22 protein-coding genes are annotated in these 25,932 nt (G+C 45.3%); 12 read left to right on the top strand and 10 right to left on the bottom strand.

What is annotated here, in order from left to right; translation table 11 throughout:
* The first annotated feature begins 125 nt into the window (after nucleotides 1-125).
* On the top strand, nucleotides 126-455 hold the full coding sequence (locus ONT18_RS05700) for a helix-turn-helix transcriptional regulator (RefSeq protein WP_264904462.1): 330 nt from the start codon (nucleotides 126-128) through the stop codon (nucleotides 453-455).
* 113 nt (nucleotides 456-568) lie between these two features.
* On the opposite strand, the gene ONT18_RS05695 is transcribed toward ONT18_RS05700, so the two are convergent.
* The 4 genes from ONT18_RS05695 to ONT18_RS05680 all read right to left on the bottom strand — a co-directional run bounded on the left by ONT18_RS05695 (nucleotide 569) and on the right by ONT18_RS05680 (nucleotide 3,310).
* Nucleotides 569-766 carry a hypothetical protein gene (locus tag ONT18_RS05695; RefSeq protein WP_264904460.1) on the bottom strand — a complete coding sequence of 66 codons (198 nt, stop codon included), beginning with the start codon at nucleotides 764-766 and terminating at the stop codon, nucleotides 569-571.
* A gap of 218 nt (nucleotides 767-984) precedes the next feature.
* Nucleotides 985-1,902, bottom strand: coding sequence for a hypothetical protein (locus ONT18_RS05690; RefSeq protein ID WP_264904459.1), 918 nt, complete (start codon nucleotides 1,900-1,902; stop codon nucleotides 985-987).
* A gap of 30 nt (nucleotides 1,903-1,932) precedes the next feature.
* Nucleotides 1,933-2,250 carry a DUF4377 domain-containing protein gene (locus tag ONT18_RS05685; protein WP_264904457.1) on the bottom strand — a complete coding sequence of 106 codons (318 nt, stop codon included), beginning with the start codon at nucleotides 2,248-2,250 and terminating at the stop codon, nucleotides 1,933-1,935.
* 103 nt (nucleotides 2,251-2,353) lie between these two features.
* The gene (locus ONT18_RS05680; RefSeq protein WP_264904456.1) at nucleotides 2,354-3,310 is read right to left on the bottom strand and encodes an ORF6N domain-containing protein; all 957 of its coding nucleotides are present in this window, start codon (nucleotides 3,308-3,310) and stop codon (nucleotides 2,354-2,356) included.
* A 665-nt stretch (nucleotides 3,311-3,975) separates the two neighbouring features.
* Between ONT18_RS05680 and ONT18_RS05675 the strand changes: the two genes are divergently transcribed.
* On the top strand, nucleotides 3,976-5,163 hold the full coding sequence (locus tag ONT18_RS05675; protein ID WP_264904455.1) for a clostripain-related cysteine peptidase: 1,188 nt from the start codon (nucleotides 3,976-3,978) through the stop codon (nucleotides 5,161-5,163).
* Between the two features lie 54 nt (nucleotides 5,164-5,217).
* Here ONT18_RS05675 and ONT18_RS05670 read toward each other — a convergent pair whose 3' ends face one another.
* From ONT18_RS05670 to ONT18_RS05655, 4 genes are all read right to left on the bottom strand, one after another.
* Nucleotides 5,218-5,496: a DUF1016 N-terminal domain-containing protein gene (locus tag ONT18_RS05670; protein WP_264904454.1), complete on the bottom strand. Its 279-nt coding sequence runs from the start codon at nucleotides 5,494-5,496 to the stop codon at nucleotides 5,218-5,220.
* A 184-nt stretch (nucleotides 5,497-5,680) separates the two neighbouring features.
* Nucleotides 5,681-5,893 carry a DUF4248 domain-containing protein gene (locus tag ONT18_RS05665; RefSeq protein ID WP_006846744.1) on the bottom strand — a complete coding sequence of 71 codons (213 nt, stop codon included), beginning with the start codon at nucleotides 5,891-5,893 and terminating at the stop codon, nucleotides 5,681-5,683.
* A 144-nt stretch (nucleotides 5,894-6,037) separates the two neighbouring features.
* Entirely contained in the window at nucleotides 6,038-8,353 is a 2,316-nt protein-coding gene (locus tag ONT18_RS05660; RefSeq protein ID WP_264904453.1) for a BT4734/BF3469 family protein, read from the bottom strand.
* Nucleotides 8,350-8,823 carry a hypothetical protein gene (locus ONT18_RS05655; RefSeq protein WP_264904451.1) on the bottom strand — a complete coding sequence of 158 codons (474 nt, stop codon included), beginning with the start codon at nucleotides 8,821-8,823 and terminating at the stop codon, nucleotides 8,350-8,352. The genes ONT18_RS05660 and ONT18_RS05655 overlap by 4 nt, the downstream gene beginning before the upstream one ends.
* A gap of 1,001 nt (nucleotides 8,824-9,824) precedes the next feature.
* Between ONT18_RS05655 and ONT18_RS05650 the strand changes: the two genes are divergently transcribed.
* Both ONT18_RS05650 and ONT18_RS05645 read left to right on the top strand, forming a co-directional pair.
* Nucleotides 9,825-9,989 (top strand): hypothetical protein, encoded by a 165-nt coding sequence (locus ONT18_RS05650; RefSeq protein ID WP_006846734.1) that lies wholly within the window; start codon nucleotides 9,825-9,827, stop codon nucleotides 9,987-9,989.
* A 66-nt stretch (nucleotides 9,990-10,055) separates the two neighbouring features.
* The gene (locus ONT18_RS05645) at nucleotides 10,056-10,964 is read left to right on the top strand and encodes an Rpn family recombination-promoting nuclease/putative transposase (protein ID WP_264904450.1); all 909 of its coding nucleotides are present in this window, start codon (nucleotides 10,056-10,058) and stop codon (nucleotides 10,962-10,964) included.
* Between the two features lie 430 nt (nucleotides 10,965-11,394).
* On the opposite strand, the gene ONT18_RS05640 is transcribed toward ONT18_RS05645, so the two are convergent.
* On the bottom strand, nucleotides 11,395-15,594 hold the full coding sequence (locus tag ONT18_RS05640; protein WP_264904449.1) for a translocation/assembly module TamB domain-containing protein: 4,200 nt from the start codon (nucleotides 15,592-15,594) through the stop codon (nucleotides 11,395-11,397).
* A gap of 353 nt (nucleotides 15,595-15,947) precedes the next feature.
* Here ONT18_RS05640 and ONT18_RS05635 point away from each other — a divergent pair, with 353 nt between their 5' ends.
* From ONT18_RS05635 to ONT18_RS05600, 8 genes are all read left to right on the top strand, one after another.
* Complete coding sequence (locus ONT18_RS05635; RefSeq protein WP_264904448.1) at nucleotides 15,948-17,303, top strand: Na(+)-translocating NADH-quinone reductase subunit A; 1,356 nt, start codon at nucleotides 15,948-15,950, stop codon at nucleotides 17,301-17,303.
* A 26-nt stretch (nucleotides 17,304-17,329) separates the two neighbouring features.
* Nucleotides 17,330-18,487 (top strand): NADH:ubiquinone reductase (Na(+)-transporting) subunit B, encoded by a 1,158-nt coding sequence (locus ONT18_RS05630; RefSeq protein ID WP_264904447.1) that lies wholly within the window; start codon nucleotides 17,330-17,332, stop codon nucleotides 18,485-18,487.
* Between the two features lie 18 nt (nucleotides 18,488-18,505).
* Nucleotides 18,506-19,108 carry an FMN-binding protein gene (locus ONT18_RS05625; RefSeq protein WP_117586728.1) on the top strand — a complete coding sequence of 201 codons (603 nt, stop codon included), beginning with the start codon at nucleotides 18,506-18,508 and terminating at the stop codon, nucleotides 19,106-19,108.
* Nucleotides 19,109-19,120: 12 nt separating this feature from the next.
* On the top strand, nucleotides 19,121-19,747 hold the full coding sequence (locus ONT18_RS05620) for an NADH:ubiquinone reductase (Na(+)-transporting) subunit D (RefSeq protein ID WP_217326190.1): 627 nt from the start codon (nucleotides 19,121-19,123) through the stop codon (nucleotides 19,745-19,747).
* A 1-nt stretch (nucleotide 19,748) separates the two neighbouring features.
* Entirely contained in the window at nucleotides 19,749-20,372 is a 624-nt protein-coding gene (nqrE, locus tag ONT18_RS05615; RefSeq protein WP_117664010.1) for an NADH:ubiquinone reductase (Na(+)-transporting) subunit E, read from the top strand.
* Nucleotides 20,373-20,390: 18 nt separating this feature from the next.
* Nucleotides 20,391-21,665, top strand: coding sequence for an NADH:ubiquinone reductase (Na(+)-transporting) subunit F (gene nqrF, locus ONT18_RS05610; protein ID WP_089542481.1), 1,275 nt, complete (start codon nucleotides 20,391-20,393; stop codon nucleotides 21,663-21,665).
* 136 nt (nucleotides 21,666-21,801) lie between these two features.
* Nucleotides 21,802-23,391: a capsule assembly Wzi family protein gene (locus ONT18_RS05605; protein ID WP_264904446.1), complete on the top strand. Its 1,590-nt coding sequence runs from the start codon at nucleotides 21,802-21,804 to the stop codon at nucleotides 23,389-23,391.
* Nucleotides 23,392-23,401: 10 nt separating this feature from the next.
* Complete coding sequence (locus ONT18_RS05600; RefSeq protein WP_117693612.1) at nucleotides 23,402-23,860, top strand: lipocalin-like domain-containing protein; 459 nt, start codon at nucleotides 23,402-23,404, stop codon at nucleotides 23,858-23,860.
* Nucleotides 23,861-23,918: 58 nt separating this feature from the next.
* On the opposite strand, the gene ONT18_RS05595 is transcribed toward ONT18_RS05600, so the two are convergent.
* A complete protein-coding gene (locus tag ONT18_RS05595; protein ID WP_118152616.1) occupies nucleotides 23,919-25,907 on the bottom strand; it encodes a fructose-1,6-bisphosphatase in 1,989 nt (662 codons plus the stop codon).
* Nucleotides 25,908-25,932: the final 25 nt, after the last annotated feature.

The following is a 25,932-nucleotide window of genomic DNA, read 5'->3' as shown; positions in this document are numbered from 1 at the left end:
GTGCGATTTGCAAGGATTCGGGAAAAAAAGTTGAAAAAAGTGGTATTTTTTATGTTAAAATCGAAAATAGTTTTTGTTGTATCAGGTATTTAGCGTATTTTTGCCGTAATTAGACGATTCGCATTATGGAAACAAGAAATAATATTAATCCGCGTCCTTTCCAGCCGGTTAGTCCTGGTTGTATTTTGAAGGAGGAATTGGAAGCTCGCAGTCTTCCAATTTCTGACTTTGCTCATAAAATAGGGCTTGAAGAGTTTGAATTAGATAAACTTTTGAATGGAACGTTATGTTTAAGTCCTGAGATAGCTTCTTCTTTAGAACGTTTTTTGGGCATTCCTGCTTCTTTTTGGCTTTCTTTGCAATCTGCTTATGAAGAAGATTTAGATAAGAGCGATAATAAAGGCATGGTTCGAGCTTTTCTTGATAAGTTTACAAGAAATCGTGTAGCATTTTAAATCAAGGAATTCCTATAATAACCTCACCCTGGAAGGGATATGCATAGCGTGTTGTATGCATTCCCTTCCAGGGTGATTTTTTTATGGTTCATCCAGAAATTCGATGATTTCTGCTACTTGTTGCAAACAGGTAAACCTGATGCAATATCCTTCATGCAATAGGTATTGCGCCGTATAGCCACAATCCACCCTTGTTGCTTGTACCGAGCAAGCAACGCTTCCACCGATTTCACCTTGCCTTTCAGAGCCTCAGAAAGTTCATCCGAAGTGAATATCCGCAGCTTATATAATATACTCAATAGCTCTGTCATTGTTTCTAATTTTGCGCAAATATATGAAATCTAATTTGTTTATGAGAAAAATCAGAAACATTTTATGCTTTTTTATATGTTCTTTCCATCTTAATTACCCGACTACGGAGGAACAAATCACCGACAGGCAAGTTTGGTTATTGCATTTGTTACATCTTATATATTCTGCGGCACAGGAGAAATGATGTAGATTCAATTATAATAGAAGAACTTGCCCATTATTGTTTTTCCAGCCATTTTTTAACACATCTTATAGCTCTGATTTGTTCGCTTTCGCTAAACTTAGAATCGTCTTTCGTTTCATTTCCTTCCAGAACAGCTTCATAAAGAACAAGAAAATAAAAATCGGAAGAGTTTATCATTCGTTCCATAATTAGTGGAACTATTTGTTTTCCCATTGATTTGAGAGGAATGAACTCAGGCAATTTTGCATATGAATATGTGCTTGCACTGTATAGTGTCTTAGGATTATGATCTATTGCAAAATTCCATTTATCCACTAAAACTGCAAAACGATTTCTTATGCTATCTGGTACTTGTGAAGCCAATTCTTTTATTTTCTCTTTCTCTGTGTTTGTTAGAAAGTCTCTCGTTGATAGGCTGTCTTGTTTGTTGTCAGCATTGGAATTCCAAATGTTCTCTGGTTCATGTACAGTTTGCAATGGTACTTTAACAATAGAGTCAGAAGCCACTTTCTCATAGTCATTTGGTGAGTGATTGGTTTGCTCTACAAAGGTTTTAAATAGAAAATTTCTTCCCCAACCATTACCAAATATAACATCTAATGGTTCCCCTGTATCTTTCCATATTCTGACTCTTGCTGCAAATCCAAAATCAAATTTAACGTCAGTACTATCATATGTAAAGGTAATAGTATAGTACTTTCTTCCAAATTGTTTTTGGATTTCAGAAAAGCTGTCCCCATAATCCTCCTTTTGGAAAACTTGAACATTCGATACGTTAGCCTCTTTAAAAAATGGAACATACGCAGGACCAAAGGTCAAAGCCACGTTTCTTGCGCTATTTACAAGAGTACTATTGTCTAAGACCTCTGGTCGCTTGCATGAACTCAAGAATAGTGTACATAATACCGCTATTCCCCAAACTACAATCATTATAGATGTTTTATTTTTCATTGTTTGATTTGATACAATTAAAACTCTCTACTACTCATTTCCCTTTGCCATTTTTGACACCACTTTTATAAGAGTATAGTCATAGCTTGATCCATCTGCTGGTGGATTGGCATATATGGTCTTCGTAGCCAAAAGTTCGTACTCGTATCCTTTCTCGTATGTAAAGCCTTTAATTCCGTTGAACTCGCATGGCTCCCAAGTCTTTTCTCCCTTTTCTTTTATCAACATACATTCGTGTGGTGTACCCGTCATACCGGTACGTTCTCCTGTTGTGGCAGAAACATATAATGTTACAGTCTTCTGCTTGTCTTTGGGTTCATCGTCATCATTTAAACAGCTTGCAAACATTGTAAATACTGTTAACAAAATGAAGAGAATTCCGATTCTTGTTTTGATTTTTTTCATAATTTAAAATTTTTAATGTTTATATTCTTGAAATATTGCGTATTGATTACTCTCTATTGATCCTTTCCACCAATTCGTCTGGTGTAAGTATCTCCATCTTGGAGAAACCAAACCACTTTTTGCCTAAGTCCTTAATGGATGCTCCTATATGATACACATCATCGTCTATACAAAGGAAGCGGTCATGTGATAAACGGAATGTTTCAACATCAATCGGTGCATATTGAGCATTATGACGGTCTATGTCGAGTTGGAACTGACGGCTTATCTGCTGAGTGTAGATGATTGCAGACACGTTATTGTCTCTTTTATCGAGCAATGTCAGTACAGTCTCGTCAACATAGTTGTCGATAAGGACAATACGCTTCTTTGCACTCTTAATCAAGTCGGACACGAAAGTATAGGCATCATAAATTTGACCATTGTAGAACACACCTTGTTTCGGCTTTGCATTGCCCTCATCCAATCTGCGAAATACCTCGTCTATGCGTTTGTCTGTTTCTTGCTGATGTTGCTGCATTTCCAGTTGATGGTACTCCATTGTTGAAAGACGTTGGAAAACTTCTGCATTTGTCACCATGAAACGTCTCATTGCAACAAATGCATCCATAATTCGTATGCTTACACGAATTGCGGTTTCACTTCTAAGAACAGTGGAGAGCATAGCCACTCCCTGCTCCGTGAAAGCATATGAACGAACTGTTGAGTGCTTCAAACTATTGAACCGGTCGCAATTTGCGACCAGTTCAGCCATTTCCTCCTTAGTCAGTTGAAAACGGAAACGCTCAGGGAAACGTTCTATATTACGTTTTACAGCCTCGTTTAATCTTTTAGTTTCCACTCCGTAAAGTTCAGCCAAGTCTCTGTCTATCATAATCTGCTTTTCACGAATAGACATTATTCGACTTTCTACAGGAGTGGTAACTACGACTTCATCATTTTGTAACCGGTCACAATTTGTGACCAGTTCTCCTTTATCTTGATGTTCTATATTATCTGCCATATTTCTATCTTTATTTTTGAGATCACAAATTGTGACCTTAAACGTGTTGTTACTTATTATTGTATGCAAAGATAGTGCTTTTAGCCTTTAAGCCACTATTGCACAATCCTTTCTTTGAAAAGAACGTAAAATTAATAGTTTTATTGCTGTGATTGTACTTTTAGTAATCGCTTAACTCGTTGCACGGTAAGTCCAATCGCCAATACAACAGATATTTTACCGTTTATTTTACATATTCCGAATTATTCTTGCATAAACAACCAAAAATCACCTCTGCCGTGATACCGGATTGAAATAAAAACATTACCTTTGCACTGACAGAATCCGCCTGCTTCCCGTAAGATTTGTGGACTCAATGGGGCATTTTGTAAGTTGGATATACAACATAAATTATAACGACAGGAGAACAAATAGATACTCAAAAACTATTAATACTTCAATGAAAATAGAAATTGATTTTGATATGGGTTACGAGACGAATATTCCTTGGATTGAGGCAATTTGAGGCTTTGTTGTTAGGCAATTCAAAATGATTCGTTTAAAACGATACGAGTCAGTTTAAGTTAATATAGACGAATAAGATGAAAAATATCGTAAAAAATAGCACAAAATAGCTATTGTTGGCAAAAAAATCACTAAATTTGGAATAAAAAATGTGTTAAGCAATGAACATAAGTAAAAATAAATTATTACATATAATATTCATATTTATCACGTTGGCCTCACTGACTATCGTGATTTCATGTTCGAGTGAAGAAGAAATTGTTGCTCCAAAGGAAGAAAATGAACAAACAGTCATAATGTTTTTCCCTTGGAGTTCAAATTTGTTACCTTATTTTCAACAAAACATAAAAGATTTTTCTAAAAGTATAGAAGAAAGAGGCTCACAAAATGCACGAGTCATGGTCTGTTTAGCTACAACGCCAAATACTGCGGATCTCATGGAATTAAAGTATGATAATGGAAGTTGTATCGTTGAGAATATTAGAACTTATGACAATCAAAGATTTACTTCGCAAGAGGGTATTTCTAATATATTGAAGGCCATAAAAGAATATGCGCCTGGAAAGAAATATGGATTAATTATCGGCTGCCATGGAATGGGATGGTTGCCAGTAATTCATACAAAATCCAATGAAACTCAAGAGATATTTCATTATAATGTAAGTAATGGCCCAATGACAAGATATTTCGGTGGATTAACACAGGAATATCAAATAGAAACGTCTGTCTTGGCTCAAGCAATTTTAGAGTCCGGAATTACTATGGAATATATACTATTTGATGATTGCTATATGTCTTCAATCGAGGTTGCATATGATTTAAAAGATGTCACGAAATATTTAATAGCTAGTCCCACTGAAGTAATGGCATATGGATTCCCATATCATGAATGTGGGAAATATCTTATAGGAAATGTTGATTATGAGGGAGTTATTCAAGCATTTTATGAGTTTTATAGTCAATATACATATCCATATGGTACAGCAGCCGTTACGAATTGTCAAGAATTAGAACAATTGGCAAATATTGTGAAAAAAATTAATATCGAAAATCAAAATAATAATATATCAGCAAATAGTATCCAGGTAATGGATGGATATACTCCGACTATTTTCTTTGATTTTGAAGACTATATTAATAAGATTTGTAATGATAGTGTGCTTCTTGATGAATTTTCAAATCAATTGAGGAAAACAATATTATTCAAATGTCATACTCCACAATACTATTCTGCTTTTAAAGGAATATTGCCCATTAATCATTATTCTGGTATTACTACTTCTGATCCTAGTAGTAATAGACTTTCAAATCCAAAAATATATACACGATGGTATAATGCCACCCATTAATTTGTATGAATTGGGATTCGATAAAGTCTATATTAAAATTATCAATTCCGCTAATTACATCTCAATTAGGCTTGTTTTTTGTCCAACTGTCAGATACTGTAATGGTTGGACAAATAGGTTCTCGTGACTTGGCTGCAATCTCTCACTAATAGTATCAAGAGCTTTTGCGCCCCAATGTGCTTGCTGTAAATTGATAGACACATAACGCCCTATACCATAATATAAAGACAACTGTATGGCATTACTTGACTGGCTCGCCTGTGCTTGAGCTCGCAAAATTGCCCCTTTTATGGTTTGGACAGCTTTATCTACTGTTATATTGTTTTCTTCCATTATACTCTGTTTTGATATTATTTACAAAGGTAGTGCTTTTAGCCTTTAAGCCACTATTGCACAACCCCTTTCTTTGAAAAGAACGTAAAATTAATAGTTTTATTGCTGTGATTGTAGTTTTATTAACTCACCCTGAAAGGGATACGCATAGTGTGTTGTATGCATTCCCTTCCAGGGTGATTTTTTATGGTTCATCCAGAAATTCGATGATTTCTGCCACTTGTTGCCGGGTGTAGAAGTGGGAAAACTTGCCGGCGTAGCCCGAACAGAGGCTCTGCTTGAGCTCGGGACACCGGTTGATCCATCTCACCAGCCGGTTGAGCGCTACCCTGGGGGTAGCGGTGGGAAAGTAGAGCATGGCGAGCTCTGCCTTCCCGTAACTTCTGTCTTCTATCATAATTTGTTCTTTTTAGTCTGTTTTTGTCAGTTGCTTCTTTCTTCTGCCTGGTAGAATAAAATCTCTCCGAATCATAAGAAAATCCCTCCGAAAGATACGGAAATATCTCCGAAAGATAAAAAAATATCTCCGAAGCAGAATTTCCTAAAATGGGAGATCTTCGGGCGGAATATTCTCGCTGCCATCCATCTTCTGGTTGTTCTCTATCTCGTCAGGACGCATTTCTATCACCTTCCAGCCGTTGCCCGTCTTGCGGTGAATCTTCTTGAACCCCAGCGCCTCCATGAACATCGAAATATCCTTGTTCGACATCGACTGGCGGAAGGCGGGGTTCGTGCAGATGCGCTCCATCACATCACTCGCCGTAACAAACTTGCAGAACTCGGACGGCGTATCGGCATCAGGAACACGGTAGAACTTGTTGATGCGCTCGGCTATGTAGTTGTTTACACGGAAATAAAGATTGTGGCGCTGAATCTCCTCGTTCTCCTCCTTCGTAAACCAGTAAACCCAGTCGCAGGGCTCACCCTTCCGGCGCTTCTCTATCACCTCCTGAGCCAGTGCCACAGCCTGGGAGTAGATGCCCTCGTAATTGAAGGGGAAGTCGATGGGACTCTTGATCTTCTCGATGCGCCAGATGAGGAAACGGCGGTTCTCGTCATCATCGATGATATGAATCTCATTGCTCGTGGCACAGAACCCCGCATTGTTCTGCAAGATGCAGTCCCACTCGGCATAAGGGATTCGCATGCTGATGTTGCGCTTCGTGATGTTGCTCTTGAAGGAATCCAGGTTCTTGCCGCGCAGACAGCTGAACTCATCGAGACACACTATCGCCTTGCTGGCACACATCTGCAGGAAATCCTTGTTCTTATAGTCGCCCGTAGAATCGTTGGCGAAATACTTGCGCAGATGGGGCGGCAGAAGATGGTCGAAAAACGTAGTCTTGAAGATGCCTCCCTTGCCTACGAAAACCATGATAGACTGGTTGGTGACATCGGGCCGCACCCAGCAAACCACCATGTTGACCAGCCATTTCCTGAAGGCATAGGCAAAATCCTCCTCCGTATGGCGGTAACCGCCTGTCTGCATCACGGTTACCCGATGGGCCAATTCAGCGATATAGTCAGTCTTTCGGTCCCATTTCGGCAGACTCTTCAGATATTCCTCCATGGGGTTGAATTCGGGGCTGAAGTTACTTCTTATCACCGTATCCAGCTTTTTCTGGGTGGTGCAGATGTTATCCAGTTCCATCTTCACGAACAGGGAATTGCTCACCCGGGTATCCACTTCGGTCCAGTCGAGATAGAGTTTCTCTCCGGTGTTGATGGCGCGCACTTCATACTGGTTGCTCAGCGTGTTGTGGTGCATTTCATATCGGGCTCCCAGCCATCCCAGCAGTGCTCTCATGCTGGTATAGCGTTTCTGCTCATCATCTCCCTGCTGTCTTATTTTCCAGGTTCCCAGCCGCTCGGTATGCTTGTAAATCTCTAGTGCCACCCGCTCGGTATCGGCATATTCGCTGCCAAACTTATCTGCCATGTGTTTCACAGCCTCCTCCTTTTCGGCTCCGAAACAGAGGCAGAATGTGGCGTATCTCACTACGTAGCTGTTGTGATGATGCTCCTCAAACCGCTCCTCCCAGCTCTCCGCCAGTTTGTCTACATACTGCAGAATCTCTTCGGTAGTGAGCGTTTTGGGTGGTGTCTCGTCTTCCTGTTTGCGAGGGCTTTTCTTTCTGGGTTTTTCAGCCTCCGTCTGTCTTTTTCTGTTCTGTTCCTCCTGTTGCTTTGTGGCTTTTTCGAATTCCTCTACCTCCTCCCGGGTGATGGCGAAGACCTCGGCATTCCAGTTGAAGTAAGCCTCGGGGTCGTAAGCCAGTCCGCAGCTTCTCACCATGTCCTGGCATTGTTTGTCGCAGCTGATACCCAGCAGTTTGTCGTATATGCTCATGGCTTTCCGGATGGCGAGCAGGTGGAGTTCGGTGGCAGTGAGATTGCATCCTTCAGGGCGCATATATCTGAGCAGGATGCGGAATCCCTTGCCCGAGACGGTGATGTAGAAGACCATGGTGAAGGGGATTTTCCGGGCGGTCTGCCTGAGTGCCGCGATGTTTTTTGGGGGCACGTCGTCATAATCGAGCATCAGCCAATAGGTTTCCTTCTGGAAGTCAGTCAGCTTCTTGGCATTACCTTTGAGCTGCACGCTGGGAGTGATGCAGGGCAGCCGGTGCTTGATGTCCTCTGCCGTTCTCTTGTCCACCTTTATCATCGACCTGTAGCCTTCGGTATTGGTTTTCACCGGTGCCGAATGCATGATTGTGTACTCCAGCACCTTTCTGTTGGGGAGAGGCTTGCTGGTAGAGGTCTTCAGAGTCTGGAAAAAAGAGGGCAAGACCTCTTTCTCCTGTTCTGTTTCCGGGTTATTTCCGGTCTCGTTTGTGGGTTTAATCTCTTTCATTTCTTTTTGGGTTTTATGAGTTTGAATATTTGGTTTAATTCCGATTTTTTCATCGCAACAGAATTGTAGGATAGGATATTTTTCCAGTGACTCAAACTATTGCTGAGGTCGCCCCAGTGTGCCGAACCTTTGTGCAGCATCCATTTGCTCACTTCATCGCAGTAATACCAGAATCTGGTTTTTCCTTGGATGTTTCCTTCATATTCCCAGATCGTACCATTCCAGGCATCCTCCAGATCCTTGTTTATGAGAATGGATATGATGGCTTTATCCATTGCGTAGAGGATTTCTGGAGTGATCATCTTATTTTTTATCTTTTCCTTTATTGTGTCACGTCCACCCATTACTATTCTGATGTCTGTGGCATTTACACCACATACGTTGGCGATAGCCATTTTTACGCTGGCTTCTTCTTCCATTTCTGCTGAAAATTTCAGCACTTCTTGTTTTGTTACGTTATTATTTTCCATGCTGCGAAGTTACACAAAAAGCTGCACATTGGCAGTGAGGGCTATAGCCCTCACTTTTCACAAAGAATAACCTAGGTTAAAGTTTTTAACGCAGCATTTTTGCGCCCATTTTTGTGGGGGTATTTTGAAGAAGAAGTAGTGAAGAAGCGAAACAGCGGAAAAGTGATGAGGTGAAGGGTGAAGGGTATATTTTAAATCTTATATTATATTCTTTTTTTAGGATTTTTGGAAAATCCAGAAAGTCAGAAAAATGAAAAAACGGATTTTTTCCCTTGCCGCGCGTATATATAAAAAAGAGTTTTCAAACCTTCACCCTTCACCTTTTTATTTAACATTTTGGGTGTCAGATAGTTACGGGTGAAGGGTGGTGAAGGGTGTTTTTCGCTTTTTATAAACATATTTTAAGAATTCAGTCCGTTTTTACATATTTTAAGCGTTTATTTTTGGTTTCGAAATGGGTGCTTTTTTTTTAGGGTCCCTTTTTTCCTCATTTCTTACCGCTGAAATCTTTGAAAAAGTGTGTAGGGTAGGGAATCCCGTTTTATGTTGTGTTAAACAATTATCAGATAAAAGAAGTTAACGATACCGAAAAAGGACTGATTTTTAAACAAATATTAACGCAGAAAACTTGAAGTTTCGCATATTAGATTCAGGTTTCGCAGGTTCAGGAGGTAAAGGAGTTAAATCGTTAAATGAGTTAAAGAAGTTAAATGAGTTATCGCTCCCTACGTTCGCTAGGAGTTAAGACAACAGTCTTTTTGGCGTAGTTTTTTAAGCTGCAAGACATACGTCTTAACTCCTTAACTTCCTTAACTCCTTTAACTACCTGATATGCGAAGTTCAGTTATTTGGCCAATAATGATGTTAATTTCATTCAAATATTTGGCGTTATCAAGATTTTGCAGTATATTTGCATCCAAAGAATTTAAAACTACTTTAGCAACCAGCTCTTATTCCAACAAAGATTAAGGATATTGTTAAATTTAAAATAATTAAGGATTATGAGTGAAAGTGAGATTGAGGGCTTTATCAACAAAGTTGAATCAGGCTTAGTTGAAGCTCAGCATGATATGTTGGTAGAAAAGGCTTTATACAATCGTCCTGTTGTCATTAGTGACGGAAATGGCGGGGTAGTAGAAGTTTCTGCCAAGCAATTATTAAATTAGAAAAGGTTTTATCATTCTTTTAACTAGAGTCGCCCTTTGCGGCATGGATTTTTAAAACAGAAGATTATGAAGCAGGTAGAAGAAAGATACATCAGCTTGCTGACCGACTTCGGTTTCAAGCGAATTTTTGGAACAGCAATGAACAAGGATTTGCTCATTTGCTTCCTCAACAGCTTGTTTAATGGCAGACAGGTTGTGAAGGACGTGTCGTATCTGAACCCGGAGCACGTGGGAGATGTATATACCGACCGAAGAGCCATCTTTGATGTATATTGCGAGGGCGAAAACGGCGAGAAGTTCATCGTAGAAATGCAGAATGCCTACCAGACGTATTTCAAGGATCGCGCCCTTTTCTACTCAACCTTTCCTATCCGTGAGCAGGCACCTAAGGGGAATGACTGGGATTTCAGACTCAATCATGTCTATACCGTAGCCCTGCTCAACTTCAGCATGAACGAGGACGCCTTCGACAAGGAGAAAATCCGCCATCATGTGCAGTTGTGCGACACAGCTACCCACAAAGTATTTTACGACAAGCTCGAATATATCTATGTAGAGATTTCCAAGTTCAACAAACCCCTGGAAGAACTGGATACGCTCTACGAGAAGTGGCTCTATGCTCTGAAGAACCTCTATAAGCTTACCCAGCGTCCGAAGGAGCTGTGCGACAAAGTCTTCGACCGCCTCTTCGAGGAAGCCGAGATAGCCAAGTTTACTCCTCAGGAAATGAGGGAGTACGAGACCAGCAAGATGGCATATCGCGACATCAAGAATTCCGTAGACACTGCTAAGCGTGAAGGTATAGCTGAAGGTATGGAAAAGGGAATGAAGGAAGGCTTGGAAAAGGGTAGAGCTGAAGGTATGAACCAGCGAAGCCTTGATATTGCCAGGAACATGCTTGCTGATGGCGTTGACATCAATCAGATTATGAAGTATTCCGGTCTTACCCAGGAACAGATAGAAAAATTGAAATAAGATATTATCTTAGAGGTAACAGATAAGAATTCCCACATCCTGCCATCAAAAGCAGGATGGGGGAATTTGCTTAATAGCTAAGAATATGCTGGCAATGGGACTTTCAGCCGAACAGGTTGCCAAGGCTACCCAGCTGCCTTTAGATATCATCAAGAATCAGAACAACTCATAAAAAACAGAAAGCGGAGATGTAGATTACGAATATCACCATATAATCAAGGGTCTATACGCCACCTTTTCATCGTGGCATATAGACCACTCAACATTCAACAATCTCTAACATTATCGGAATTACTATATTCTGTTTCCTGATTTTGGAAAAGTGTACGAGTTTGTACACAATCTTAACTGGACTCATATTAGGCGACGGTTATCTGAAAATAAAAAAGAGGGTGAGTCATCTGGTTATGACACACCCTCTTTTTGGCTTTTATTTCTTTTTCTTCTTCTTCTTTTTGATGCCGAAGAAATCGCGGAGGCCGTTGAAGTCTTTCTTCATGATGAGGCCGAGACCCTGCGTGTTCAGACTGTTGCGCGTAAAATAGCGGTCGTTGGTCTGATTGTACATGCGTATGGCGAGATTGCCGTTAGGGAAGATGAGGTAGCGGAGGTCAAAATCACCGATGAAACTCTGCGTGGCATTCGGATTGTCGCGATAACCGAACTGGCCATTGAAGAGTAACCGGTTGTTGAGCAGCTTGCCACTCAGAATGCCCTCATATTCGGCATTGTTGAAACCTTCATCGCCCGTAGATATGTTGGCACCGAAATTCCAGTTGTTGCTCTTTACCACGTTGGAAAGTACGGTGTTCAGCTGCTGCGAGATGGTACCGCTCAGCAGACTCTGCATCGCCAGCGAAGTCTGACTCTGCTGTTCGCCATCCTCGCTCACCTGGTTGTTGTTGGTCTGGGCGTAGAACCGGCCGATGCCCAAGAGATAGAGCACCTGCTGGTTCATCTCTTCCTGCGAATTGATGATAGAGTAGATCATCTGCTTCGCATCGCTGTTAACCGTAGGCAGGTCCATCGAGAAATCTACCTTAGGCGATTGAGGCGTGCCGGTGATGTCCATCAGGCAGTCTACGCGGATGTTGTTGCCCGAGAACGAACGGCCTATGCGCAGGTCGCTCAGCGGCACTCCGTTTACGGTATATTTAGCCCGCAGATTGAGTGGGGCGTTGTATGGATTGCCACCGAAGGCGATGGTTCCGCCCGGCATAAACTCGAACTCCTTCTTGATGAGATTCTGGATGGTGAGCTTGTAGGTGCCGTGGTCTACCACATAGTTGCCAAACATGTCGAACGAGCCCTTGTTGAAGTAGTTGGCGCGAATTACGCCATCTCCGTTCAGGGTGATGTAATCGCCCGACTGCTCGTCCATGATCAGCTTGAGCGTGAGGTTCTGGTTGGTGTTTACGAGGAAGTTGATGCGCATATCCGATTCGAAATCGATGTCATCCTCTCTCTGTTTCGTGGTTGGAGCCCCGTTCAGACTGTCCATGATATCCGGCACAATCTCGTGCCAGTGGATAAAGCTCTTGTCGCTGATGGCGTCCGGACTTGCCACATTATATACAAAGATGCTGCCCGGTTCGGGCTCGGCGTTGATATCGATGACGGTTTCGCCGCTCTTGCCGTGGATGCCTACCTCGCCCGTGGCATAGATGGTGCCATAGAAGGTGTTGTCGCCAAACTCGCGGGTATCGAAGCCCAGGAAGTTGTGCGCCTTGATATCGAGGTCGTAGCTCAGCCTGGTGAGGTGCTTGTGGTGGATGCCTCCGCTCAGGATGGCTATGTTGCGGTTGCGGTCGAAGATGGTATCATTCTCTATGAGGATATCATCTGGGATAGCGTGTGCATGGAGCGCATCGAAGGTGTAATCGGTGTTGAGCTGCTTGAGGTGCACCTTGCCGTGAGCGGTAAGGTCGCCCACGAGATTGATGTTTTTCAAATCGCCCACCACATTGAGATGGCCATTGCCCCAGGCTTCTACCTGGTTCATGAAACTGCCGCAGAAATTCTCGAGGAATTTCATGCTGGTGCCCTGGGCATCGATACCCAGGTCGATATAGTTGCGCTTAGGCGAGACGTATCCGTTGATGAGCGTCTGATGCTCCGGACCATCATCGGCAACTGCATGAATATCAATCTGTTCGAGCTCCTTGTTGAAGTTGACACCAGCATGGAGCACACCGAGCGGTCCGTTTTCGAAGGTAAACTCCTTCACGTCTAGCTGGGCGTAGGCATCAGGGTCGTTGAAGAGGCTCTTGATGATAGCCTTGCCCGAAGCCTTGCCGGTGAAATCTACCGAATGGAAATTGACGAGGTTCAGCACGTATGCTACATCTACATCCTTCAAATCAGCTACGATAGAATCGGTCTTCTCGGGTGTAGCAAGACCGGAAACGATGACGTGCTGCTGGTCGTGGCTCACGGCGAAATGGTCTACCAGCAGGCGGTTCTTGCTGTAGATGATGTCGGCAGGATGAACCTCCCACGGCGTGCCGTCGATTCTGATTTCAGACGGGTGTATGGTTACGTGGGCGGTAGAAACATGATTCTCGTTCTTGAAGAACTGCGCCCTCGTATCGATGATGCCCTGAATAGGGAGCTTAGCCGAATGGTTGTCGTAGAAGAGCTTGGCGAAGAGCTGGTTGTCGGCAGCGGCTGCCTTTACGTGGATGCCCGGTCCGTTATCTCCCCATTTGCCCTGCCTGATCTGTGCATCTACCTTGAGCGAATCGTTGATGGTATGCAGTCGCACTTTGACGCCATGATAGTCTTTTGCGCCATAGCTGAAGTCAGGCACGTTGGCATAGATGTTGACGGTTTTCTCGGCATCGTTCATGAATCCATCGGCAAAGACGGGCTGCTCTATCTTCAGCGGAATGCCCAGCATGCGCTGCAGAATCTCGGTAGAGGTGATTTCTGCCTGGAAGGTGAAATGGTTCTTCGCACTCCTGTCTACCTTGCCGATGCCCGGAAGGGTAGGCAGTTTGCTGGCTACCAGGTTGGTGAAGCTCTTGGTGAGGGTAGCGTAATCGTACTCTCCGTCAACATGGATGCTGGCGAACGGGGCTTCGAGGTCGAAATAGCTGTCCTTGCCCTGGTTCTTGGCGCTTACGGTGATGTCATTGAGACTGTAGGTCTTGTCGGCTACCTTCAGTCCCAGGATGGTTGGCAGCAGATGCTGAACATGGGCTGTTGCGGCATACTGCTTGCGGGGGATGGAGTAGGAGCCTTCTACCTGGATGTTGGCGTTAGGGTCGGCGATGGATGCGAGTCCTTCGAGCAATCCCCGGTTATAGCTGCCGTCTATCTGAATGTTGCGGTAGCTGTACTTGTTGAAATCGAAGCGCGGAATGCTGCCCTTGGCATAGAAATGCTGCTTGTTGCCGTGAGCCGAAAGCGATGCTGCCAGGATGCCGAACTGCCCGTTGTCGAGGATTCGGCCCAGGTTGATGCCCTGGGTATTGATGCTAGCCTTGAGCTCGGAGCCAGCCTTTTCTGCCTTGATGGCTACTTCGCCCACGCCGGTCTTCAGCTGGCCGCGGGTGCCTACGTTCTTGCCTGCACCATATACTTCACCTATATAATATATGTCGCCCAGGCGCAGCACTTCTTTCGGAATGCTGATGCGTTTGCCTAGATTTCTGGAAACCTCTCCGATGCCATCGCCTGATATCTTGAGGGCTGAGATGTTTGCCTTCCAGCGCAGAAGGCGGTCCCAATCGCTCACACGGCCGTTAGCCCTGAGCAGCAGACTGCCGCTCTGAGTCTTGAATTCGAGGTTATGGATGCGGGCAGATGTACTGGTGCCCGAAAACTGGAGATGAAGCTGCAGGGCATCCTTGAACTTGCGGAGTTCAGGCACGAAGCAGGCAATATCGGCAAGCGTGATGACGGACGGCTTGATGCCGCCCTGAAACTGGAGTGTAGGCTTTACGATATGCTTGTTCTCGATGCGGTAGGTAGCGCGCAGGTCATCAAACTGCAATTGCGAATGAGGGAGCTCGATGCTGAAGTCTCTGAGCAGGGCTTGCTGCTGGTCGGCATCGAGTTTGAATCTCAGATTTCTGAGTTGAAGTCCTGATTTATCTTTCAGCGCTATCTTCTTGACAGCCAAATGGATATCTTTGTCGGTGAGATGGCCCAGAATAATGTGGGCAGAGAGGTCGGTGATGCCTAGATGCTGCGGCGAAAAGACGCCCGGCTTAGGCGCAATATCGCGCTGGTTGTAGGCAACGGCACCATGGCGGATAATCAGGCTTCCGATGTGCAGGTCGAGCGGAGTATGGCGGGTGGTATCTTTCGAAGCCAGCGAATCGAGCACGAACTGGATGTTCATTGGGCTCTTGGCATCCTGCTTGTAGATGTTGGCGTTGAGACCGAAGAGCTGAGCAGATGAAACCGAAATCTTGCCATCCTTCAAAGGCAGGAAATCGAGCTTTGCCGATACGCGCGAAGCACAGATCATGCTGTCGCCCTTCTGGTCGAGCATCATCACGTCGTCTATGATAATGCGGTTGAAGAAGCCCAGGTTCACCTTTCCGATACTTACCTGAGTGCCGAATTTCTGAGCCAGTGCACCGGCTACTTCAGAGCCGATGAAGGCCTGTACTGGTGGCACGTGCAACAGTACGACAAGCAAGAAATAGACGGCAGCCAGCGTCCATATAATGCTATTGATGATATGTTTTAAATGTTTCAGAGTTGCTTTCTCTAGTTTACAAAAATGTTACTAATTTGAATTTTGCGACAAAATTACTGAAAAATCGGCATAAAATCGAATAATTCACACAATTTTTCTTTTTTATATCACTTTTTTTCACTATTTTTGCAGCACGTTTAGAAGTTTCAGCATAGAAGTAGATAAAATATATGTTTTATGGCAGATGGCCAGTATAGCGTCTTGATGAGGGCGCTGACGCATATATCTTGAAGTGATTAGTAAGTTTATATATAATATTTTTTAATGTAGTTATGGCAAATGTAATTAAGTTACGTAAAGGCTTGGACATTAACCTTACGGGTAAGGCTTCCAAGGATGTAACGCTCCAGGTGGCTCAGGCTGGCGAGTATGCGCTGGTTCCTGCGGCTTTCGTGGGTGTGACTCCTAAGGTAGTGGTACGCGAGGGCGATCATGTCAATGCCGGAGATGCCTTGTTTGTGAACAAGGCTTGCCCGGAGGTGAAGTTTGCCTCGCCAGTGAGCGGAGAAGTAACCGCCATTGAGAGAGGTGAGCGCCGAAAGGTGCTCTGCGTGAAGGTGAAGGCCGACGCAGTACAGACCTCTACGGATTTTGGTAAGAAAAACGTTGATGCGTTAGACGGTGAGGCTGTCAAGCAGGCGCTGCTTGAGGCTGGTCTCTTCGGATACATCAACCAGTTGCCTTATGCTGTGTCCACAACTCCCGACACCAAGCCTAAGGCAATTTTCGTTTCTGCCCTCCGCGACATGCCGCTCGCAGCCGACTTTGAGGTAGAACTCGAAGGCAACGAAGAGGCTTTCCAGACGGGTTTGACAGCCTTGAGCAAGATTGCGAAAACTTATCTTGGTGTTGGCGTTGACCAGCACAGCAATGCGCTTGGCGAGGCTAAGAACGTAGAACTCAATGTATTCGACGGTCCTTGTCCGGCAGGTAATGTAGGTGTACAGGTGAACAACATCGACCCTGTAAACAAGGGCGAGGTGGTTTGGACAGTAGATCCAGCATCGGTTATCTTCTTCGGAAGACTCTTCCTGACAGGTAAGGTTGATTTGCACAAGATTGTAGCTGTGGCTGGTAGTGAAATCAAGACTCCTGGCTATGCTGAAGTTTTGGTAGGTACACCTTTAAGCAGTTTTGTAGCCAATCAGCTGAAAGCTACTGACCATGTGCGACTTATCAATGGTAATCCTCTTACCGGTGTAAAGACGACTACAGCCGATTTCGTAGGTGGTCATACATCAGAGATTACAGCCATCCCAGAGGGTGATGACAACGACGAGATGCTGGGTTGGATTCTTCCACGTACCGATCAGTTCTCTACATCGCGTTCATATCTTTCCTGGCTCTTCGGCAAGAAGAAGGAGTATAATCTCGATGCCCGCGTGAAGGGTGGCGAGCGCCACATGATCATGAGCGGCGAGTATGACAAGGTGCTCCCGATGGACATCTATGGTGAGTATCTCATCAAGGCAATCATCACCGGCGATATCGACAAGCAGGAGCAGCTCGGTATCTACGAGGTAAGTCCTGAAGATTTTGCTGTGGCTGAGTTCGTGGATTCATCTAAGCTCGAATTGCAGAAGATTGTACGCGAGGGCTTGAATACCCTGCGCAAGGAGAACGCTTAGTTTTAGTACTATTAATTATTTAAATAATGAGTGCATTAAGAAATTATCTCAATAAGATAAAGCCTAACTTCCAGAAGGGAGGTAAGCTGCATGCCTTCGAGAGCGTGTTTGACGGTTTTGAGAGCTTCCTGTACGTGCCAAATACGACAGCGAAGAGCGGAGCCAGCATCCACGATTCCATCGACTCGAAGCGCATCATGAGCTTTGTGGTAATCGCCCTGATTCCTGCTTTGCTCTTCGGTATGTATAATGTGGGATACCAGAATTTCAAGGCTGCAGGTACACTGGATGCTGCCAGCTTCATCGAGGTCTTCGGCTTCGGATTCCTGGCTGTCCTTCCTAAGTTGTTGGTTAGCTACATCGTTGGTCTCGGCATCGAGTTTGCCTGGGCTCAGTGGAAGCACGAGGAAATCCAGGAGGGTTACCTCGTCAGCGGTATCATCATCCCATTGATCATTCCTATCTCTACACCGTTGTGGATGCTCGCCCTGGCGTGCGCCTTCGCAGTTATCTTCTGCAAGGAGATCTTCGGTGGTACCGGTATGAACATCTTCAATGTGGCTGTGGGTGCCCGTATGTTCCTCTTCTTCTCATATCCATTGGCTATGAGTGGTGATAAGGTCTGGGTGGCTAAGGATGCTATCTTCGGCCTGGGTAACACCCTGCCTGATGGCTTCACAGCTGCTACTCCTCTCGGTCAGCTGGCTCAGGGCAGCATACCTTCAGCTAGTCTCTGCGATTCTATCATCGGTTTCATTCCTGGCTGTATCGGTGAGACTTCAGTCATCGCCATCGCCATCGGTGCCATCATCCTTCTCTGGACAGGCATCGCATCATGGAAGACCATGGGCTCAGTATTCGCAGGCGGCATCGTGATGGCGCTTATCTTCCAGGCTCTCGGCATGACACCTATCGCCTGGTATGAGCACATCGTTCTCGGTGGTTTCTGCTTCGGTGCCGTATTCATGGCTACCGACCCTGTAACCTCTGCCCGTACTGAGAAGGGTAAGTACTTCTACGGATTCTTCATCGGTGCCATCGCCGTTATCGTACGTGTGATGAACCCAGGTTATCCAGAGGGTATGATGCTCGCTATCTTCTTCGGCAACATGTTTGCTCCACTTATCGACTACTGTGTAGTTCAGAGCAACATCTCTCGCCGTTCTAAACGTGCTATTAAATAATGTAGGAGGAATGTAGATATGAAGACAAATTCAAATAGCTATACTATTATCTATTCGGTTATCATCGTGGTAATCGTGGCATTCCTGCTCGCGTTCGTGTCTTCTTCGCTGAAGACAAAACAGGATGCCAACGTGGCTCTTGATACTCAGAAGCAGATTCTGAACTCGCTGAACCTGCGCGACCTTGACAACGCTACTGCGGCAGCCAAATATAAAGAGGTGGTGAAGGACGAGAAGGAGAAGGACGGCATGAAGTATTACGAGTGCGAGATTGATGGTCAGAAGAAGACCGTTTACTCTGTAAAGGGTATGGGTCTCTGGGGCGGTATTTCAGGCTTCATCGCCGTGGATGCCGACAACAACACCATCTATGGCGTATATTTCAACCACGAAGGCGAGACTGCCGGACTGGGTGCTGAAATCAAGGACAACCTGAAGTGGCAGCAGAAATTCCAGGGCAAGAAGATTCACAAGGATGGAGTAGAGGGCATCGCTCTGGGCGTTGAGAAAGACGCTCCTGCCGGCGACCCTAACAATGTGGATGCCGTTACCGGTGCTACATTGACATCCAACGGTGTGGATGCCATGCTCAAGGAAGGTCTTGCTAAATTCATTAAATAATTAAGCGAAATTATGGCATTATTTAGTAAACAAAATAAGGAGGCATTCATCAAGCCACTGAACGGCGACAACCCTATCCTCGTCCAGGTGCTTGGTATCTGTAGTGCCCTGGCTGTTACTTCCCAGCTGAAGCCAGCCATTGTGATGGGACTTGCCGTTACTATCATCACGGCATTCTCTAACGTGATTATTTCCATCATCCGCAACACCATCCCTCAGCGCATCCGTATCATCGTCCAGCTGGTGGTAGTTGCTGCCCTGGTTACCATCGTGAGCCAGGTACTGAAGGCTTTCGCCTACGACGTGAGCGTGCAGCTCTCTGTGTATGTGGGTCTGATCATCACCAACTGTATCCTGATGGGTCGTTTGGAGGCATTCGCCATGATGAACAAGCCTTGGCCTTCATTCCTCGATGGTGTAGGTAATGGTTTGGGTTACGCCCTCATCCTCGTGATTATGGGTGCTGTTCGTGAGTTCCTGGGCCGCGGCTCATTGCTCGGTTTCCAGCTGATTCCGGAGGGAGCTTACGACTTTGGATATGTTAACAACGGTATGATGACCATGCCAGCCATGGCATTGATTCTCGTTGGATGTGTAATCTGGGTACATCGTGCCTATATTTATAAGGAGGAGAAGTAAGATGGAGCACGCAATAAGTTTGTTTTTCCGTTCGATTTTCGTCGATAACATGATCTTCGCCTACTTCCTGGGTATGTGTTCATACTTGGCAGTATCCAAGAACGTGAAGACCTCTTTGGGCTTGGGCTTGGCAGTAACCTTCGTGTTGCTCATCACCGTGCCTGTAGATTACCTGTTGCAGACCAAGGTGCTCAGCGCCGACGGCATTCTGGGTGTTGACCTCACTTACCTGAGTTTCATCCTCTTCATCGCCGTCATCGCCGGTATCGTGCAGCTGGTCGAGATGATTGTAGAGAAGTTCTCACCATCGCTCTATGCAGCGCTGGGTATCTTCCTGCCATTGATTGCCGTAAACTGTGCCATCATGGGTGCATCGCTCTTCATGCAGCAGCGCATCCTGATGGATCCTGCCAATACTCAGGCTATCACCTCAGTATGGGATAGCATCGTTTATGCCGTAGGTTCCGGTCTGGGTTGGACTCTTGCCATCGTGCTGATGGGAGCCATCCGCGAGAAGATGCAGTATTGCGACGTGCCAAAGCCATTGCAGGGACTCGGCATCACATTTATCACAGTAGGCCTCATGGCAATGGCTATGCTTTGCTTCTCAGGCTTGAAAATCTAAAATAGGAGGACTATAGATATGGGTAATACATCATTTATATTGGCTAGTATCGGAGTTTTCCTCGTGGTGATTCTCCTGCTGGTTATCATCCTGCTCGTGGCTAAGAAGTATCTGAGCCCTAGCGGAAATGTAAATATCGAAATCAATGGCGACAAGACCATCAACGTGCCTCAGGGCAGCAGTTTGATGACTACGCTGAATGAGAACGGCATCTTCCTGCCTTCTGCCTGCGGCGGTAAGGCAAGCTGCGGCCAGTGTAAGGTTCAGGTGCTCGAAGGCGGCGGCGAGATTCTCGATTCTGAGAAGCCTCACTTCACCCGCAAGCAGATTAAGGACCACTGGCGTCTGGGATGCCAGTGCAAGGTGAAGGGCGACCTGAAGATCAAGGTGCCTGAGAGCGTGATGGGCGTGAAAGAGTGGGAGTGCGAGGTTATCTCCAACAAGAACGTTTCCAGCTTCATCAAGGAGTTCAAGGTGGCATTGCCTCCAGGCGAGCACATGGACTTCGTTCCAGGTTCTTACGCCCAGATCAAGATTCCTGCATACGACTGCATCGATTACGACAAGGACTTCGACAAGGATCTCATTGGCGAGGAGTACATCGGAGCATGGAAGAAGTTCAACATCTTCTCTCTCAAGGCTCACAATCCAGAGCCTACCGTTCGTGCTTACTCTATGGCGAACTATCCTGACGAGGGTGACATCATCACCCTGACTGTACGTATCGCCACAACTCCATTCTTGCCACGTCCACAGGTAGGATTCCAGAACGTGCCAACAGGTATCGCTTCTTCTTACATCTTCTCATTGAAGCCAGGCGACAAGGTAATGATGAGTGGTCCTTATGGCGACTTCCATCCTAACTTCACTTCTGGCAAGGAGATGATCTGGATTGGTGGTGGTGCCGGTATGGCTCCATTGCGTGCGCAGATCATGCACATGACCAAGACTCTGCACACCACCGACCGTGAGCTGCACTTCTTCTACGGAGCGCGTGCATTGGGTGAGGCATTCTTCCTTGAGGACTTCTGGGAGCTTGAGAAGGAATTCCCTAACTTCCACTTCCATCTTTCATTGGACCGCAAGGACCCAGTGGCAGATGCTCAGGGCGTGAAGTACTACGAGGGATTTGCTGTTAACTGCATCCGTGATACCTACTTGAAGGATCATGAGGCACCAGAGGATTGCGAGTACTATCTCTGCGGACCTCCAATGCTGATCAAGACCGTAACAGATTATTTGGATTCTCTCGGAGTTGATCCTGAGAGCATCATGTATGATAACTTCGGATAAAACGATAATTCAATCAAAAGAGCAATGCTTGTTCTCAAAAAATGAGAGGCAAGTGTTGCTCTTTTTTTTATTTTTCTGAATATATACAATATAATAGAGATAATTACGTTTTTATCTTGAAAGTATAGATTTAATTATGAATAAGATAAAGGTAGGTGTATGTTTTGCCCTTTGCAGTCTGGCAGCCCCATCTATGGCACAGTATATGTGGCAAGAGGGGGATGGCACGGAGAAGATAGATCTTCGGGAAGATATACAATATGGTGTTGAGATGCAAGGGTCGTTTTCGAAAGGTAAAACCCCATTGTGGCTTAACGCAAACAAACATGGATTAAGTTCTTTAGAGAAGAATAACGGCTATCTCAGAGGTAGTCTGGTTCGTCCGCTTTCTGCTGATTCTGCTCGCCGCTGGGCTGTAGGATATGGAGTAGATGTGGCAGTACCGGTAAACTATACCAGCCATGTAGTGGTGCAGCAGGCTTATGTGGAGGCCCGCTGGCTTTATGGTGTGCTGACTGCAGGTGCCAAGGAATATCCGATGGAGCTGAAAAACCAGTCGCTCTCCAGTGGTAGCCAGTGTCTGGGTATCAATGCCCGTCCGATACCTCAGGTTCGTCTGGCGCTTCCTGAATATTGGACGCTTCCGTTTGGTAGAGGCTGGCTGCAACTGAAAGGTCATCTGGCTTATGGTATGACTACGGATGATGGCTGGCAGCATGATTTTACGAAACGGCAGACTAAATATTGTGACCACATGCTCTATCACAGCAAGGCTGGTTTCTTGCGTATCGGAAACGAGAATGCTTTCTGTCCGCTCAGCATAGAAATGGGCTTGGAAATGGTTGCTCAGTTTGGTGGCAATGCATATCGTCCAACAGGTGACAGTATGGAACAGATTCCTACCGAGAAAAATCTGAAAGGCTTCTGGCATGCGCTGTCGGCAACGGGCTCTGATGCAGGTGAAGGGGCTTATGCCAATGTTGCCGGCAACCAGTTGGGCAGTTGGCTGATGCGTATCAATTATGACACTGACAGTTGGAAAGCTGCCATCTATGCCGATCATTATTTCGAAGATCACAGCCAGATGTTTCTCCTCGACTATAATGGATATGGTGAGGGCGCAGACTGGAATAAGAAAGTAAAACGCCGTTTCTTCATGTATTCGCTGAAGGATATCATGCTGGGCTTCGAACTGAATCTGAAGTATTCGCGCTGGCTGAAAAATGTGGTGCTGGAGTATCTCTATACCAAATATCAGAGTGGTCCGTACAATCATGACCGTACATCGGGTATCGCAGACCATATAGCGGGTACTGATGATTATTATAACCACAGCATCTATCCTGGATGGCAGCATTGGGGCCAGGTGATAGGAAATCCACTCTACCGTTCGCCTATTTATAATAACGACGGATATATTGATATCAGAAACAACCGTTTCATAGCTTATCATCTGGGTTTTGATGGTCAGCCTACACAGCGGTTGGGCTATCGTATATTAGGCACCTATCAGAAAGGTTGGGGTACATATAGCAACCCGTTTACAAAAAAGCATCATAATGTAAGTTTTCTGGTAGAGGGTCATTACGATTTCCCGCATCAGTGGCAGTTGAAGGCAGGCTATGCGATGGATTTCGGTAGCGAAAAGATGCTGGGGCATAATGCCGGTATGCAGATAACCATCAGCAAAAGAGGTTTGCTGACGAAAAGAAATAATAATCGATAAGATAGAAAATATGAAAAAGATAATAGGGGTGCTTTCCCTTGCTGTTATGATGCTCACTCTAAGCTCATGTGAGGTAGAAACAAGCCAGAATGGTGATTTGGATGGTTTCTGGCATCTGGAGCAGGTAGATACTTTAGCTACAGGGGGTACTTGTAACTTTGCAGATAAGCGCGTGTTCTGGGGCTGCCAGTATAAGTTGATTCAGGTTGCTGATTATGATCGCTTCGAGGCTGGTAGAGGATTTTATCTCCGTTTTGAGCAAACCTCCGACAGTTTGCTGATTACATCTGTTTATCGTAATAAATGGCATGAAGATTATGGAGGCGATGTACTTTTAACAGAAATGAATGATTCTTTGCGTAGCTGTGGCATCAATCATCTGAATGAGCATTTTGCCAAGGAGGTAATGACCGGAGGTAAGATGCAACTGAAGAGTAAAACCCTGAGATTGCGGTTCAGAAAATTCTGAAAAAAAAAGCCCTCGATGCATGTAGCACCGGGGGCTTTTTTGTAGTATGCTCGGTTTCTTACTTCTTCCTTTCTGATTCCTTGATGAAACCATGTCGGTAAGCATAGAGAAGCTCTTTCAGGTCTTCTATCTGCTTACGGAGTTCGCAACCTATATCAGTGTCGGCTACCAGCATTCGGCGGTTCGACATTTCTACAATCTGTGTGGTACTCTTGATGTCGGTACCTCGCTTGATGGCATCTTCCATACTCGTAAATGGCTCGTGCTGGACCAGCTGAAATCCGCGGGAGTGATATACTAAGGTGTAGCCGGCAATGCCAGTCTCGTTGTGGTAGGCTTTAGAGAAACCTCCATCGATAACCATCAGCTTACCGTTTGCCTTGATAGGGTTCTCGCCCTTGGTTGTGCGAACGGGCACGTGCCCATTGATGATATGGCGGTTAGGACCGGTTACCCCAAACTCATCCATAATATGGTCGATAACCTGTTCGTTATCGCGCAACAGGAAGTAGTATCCCTTCTCTTCTTTATGAGTCTCCTTATCGGTAATGAAATAGCGCTCGAAGGTGGCCATCTTACTCTTGTCGAAGAGCGGACTGTCAGGACCGCACCATAGGTAGATGAAATAATCGATGGCATATTCCTTTTCATTCGGATCAGAATCTGATTGGAAAGCTGTGCGTATCTGCATGCCCGTATGATGCATCAGGGCTCTGCCGCTGAATTTCTTGCCAGGATATATTTCTACCTCTTTTAATGAACCATCTTCGTTGAGCGGACAGGAAGCATGGAAAAGCAGGTTGTTGTTGAAGATAGCGTACATGCAACCATGCTGCAGCATAACGTTGATATGCTTGTGCAGCTTCTCGCAGACCATAAACGAATGATGCAGTTTCTGAATCAGAATTTCCTCTTCTTCAGATAGCTTGTCTGGATTGTCCGGATCGATGGTAGGGAAGTGGCATGAGGTCATGTCATACTCTTTTCCGTCAATCTCTACCTTGCCTTTCCTGTAATCGATATGGTCAAAAAGACAACGGTCTTTCATCTTCCATTCCGGATGCTTCTTGAAAAGCTGGCTCTCTAATTTAAACTGGATGACAGCTATAGCCTTGTGCATCTGAGAGGTGAGCCGCTGGGTCTTTTCATCCATTGCTGCTGCACCTCCGCTGAGCTTAGGCAGAAATTCTTTGCAATCATCCTCCTTGTAGGTTTCCATCGCAAAAGTAGCGAGTGGTACGAGGTTGATGCCATAGCCTTCTTCCAATGTCGAGAGGTTGGCGTATCGCAGGGAGAGACGGATCACATTACAGATGCAGGCATCATTGCCGGCAGCTGCTCCCATCCATAGTACATCGTGATTACCCCACTGGATGTCCCAACTGTGGTAGCGGCGCATCTTGTCCAAGATGATGTGGGCTCCTGGACCTCTATCGTAGATATCGCCCAGAATATGGAGCTGGTCGATAGCCAGGCGCTGGATGACGTTGGCTATAGCGATGATGAAATCATCGGCTCTGCCTGTGCTGATAATCGTATCAACAATAACATTGACATAGGCTGTCTTGTCATGATCTTCAGTATGCTCGTGCAAAAGCTCCTGGATAATATACGAGAAATCGCATGGCAGCGATTTGCGCACCTTGCTTCGGGTATATTTGCTGGAAACATCACGGCATACAGCCACCAACTGGTGCAGGGTGATGTGATACCAGTCGTTGATGTCGGGTTCGTTCTGCTTGACGAGTTCCAGTTTCTGCTCAGGATAGTAAATAAGAGAGCAGAGTTCTCGCTTCTCCTGTTCGCGAAGGGTATTGCCAAAGAGTTCGTTCACCTTACGCTTGATATTTCCTGATGCATTTTTCAGTACATGCAGGAAGGCCTCATACTCACCATGGATGTCGGCAAGGAAATGCTCGGTACCCTTTGGCAGGTTGAGGATGGCTTGCAGGTTGATAATCTCGGTGCTCGCCTCTGCTATAGTAGGGAACGACTGAGAGAGCAACTGCAAATATCTCATGTCTTGTTCTATATTATAATGTTTCATGTTTTTTTCCATTTTCTTAGAGCCT

Origin of the sequence: Segatella copri (assembly GCF_026015295.1) — a bacterium.
In the GTDB taxonomy this organism is placed as follows: domain Bacteria; phylum Bacteroidota; class Bacteroidia; order Bacteroidales; family Bacteroidaceae; genus Prevotella; species Prevotella copri_C.
This window is presented reverse-complemented; position numbering and strand designations above follow the sequence as displayed.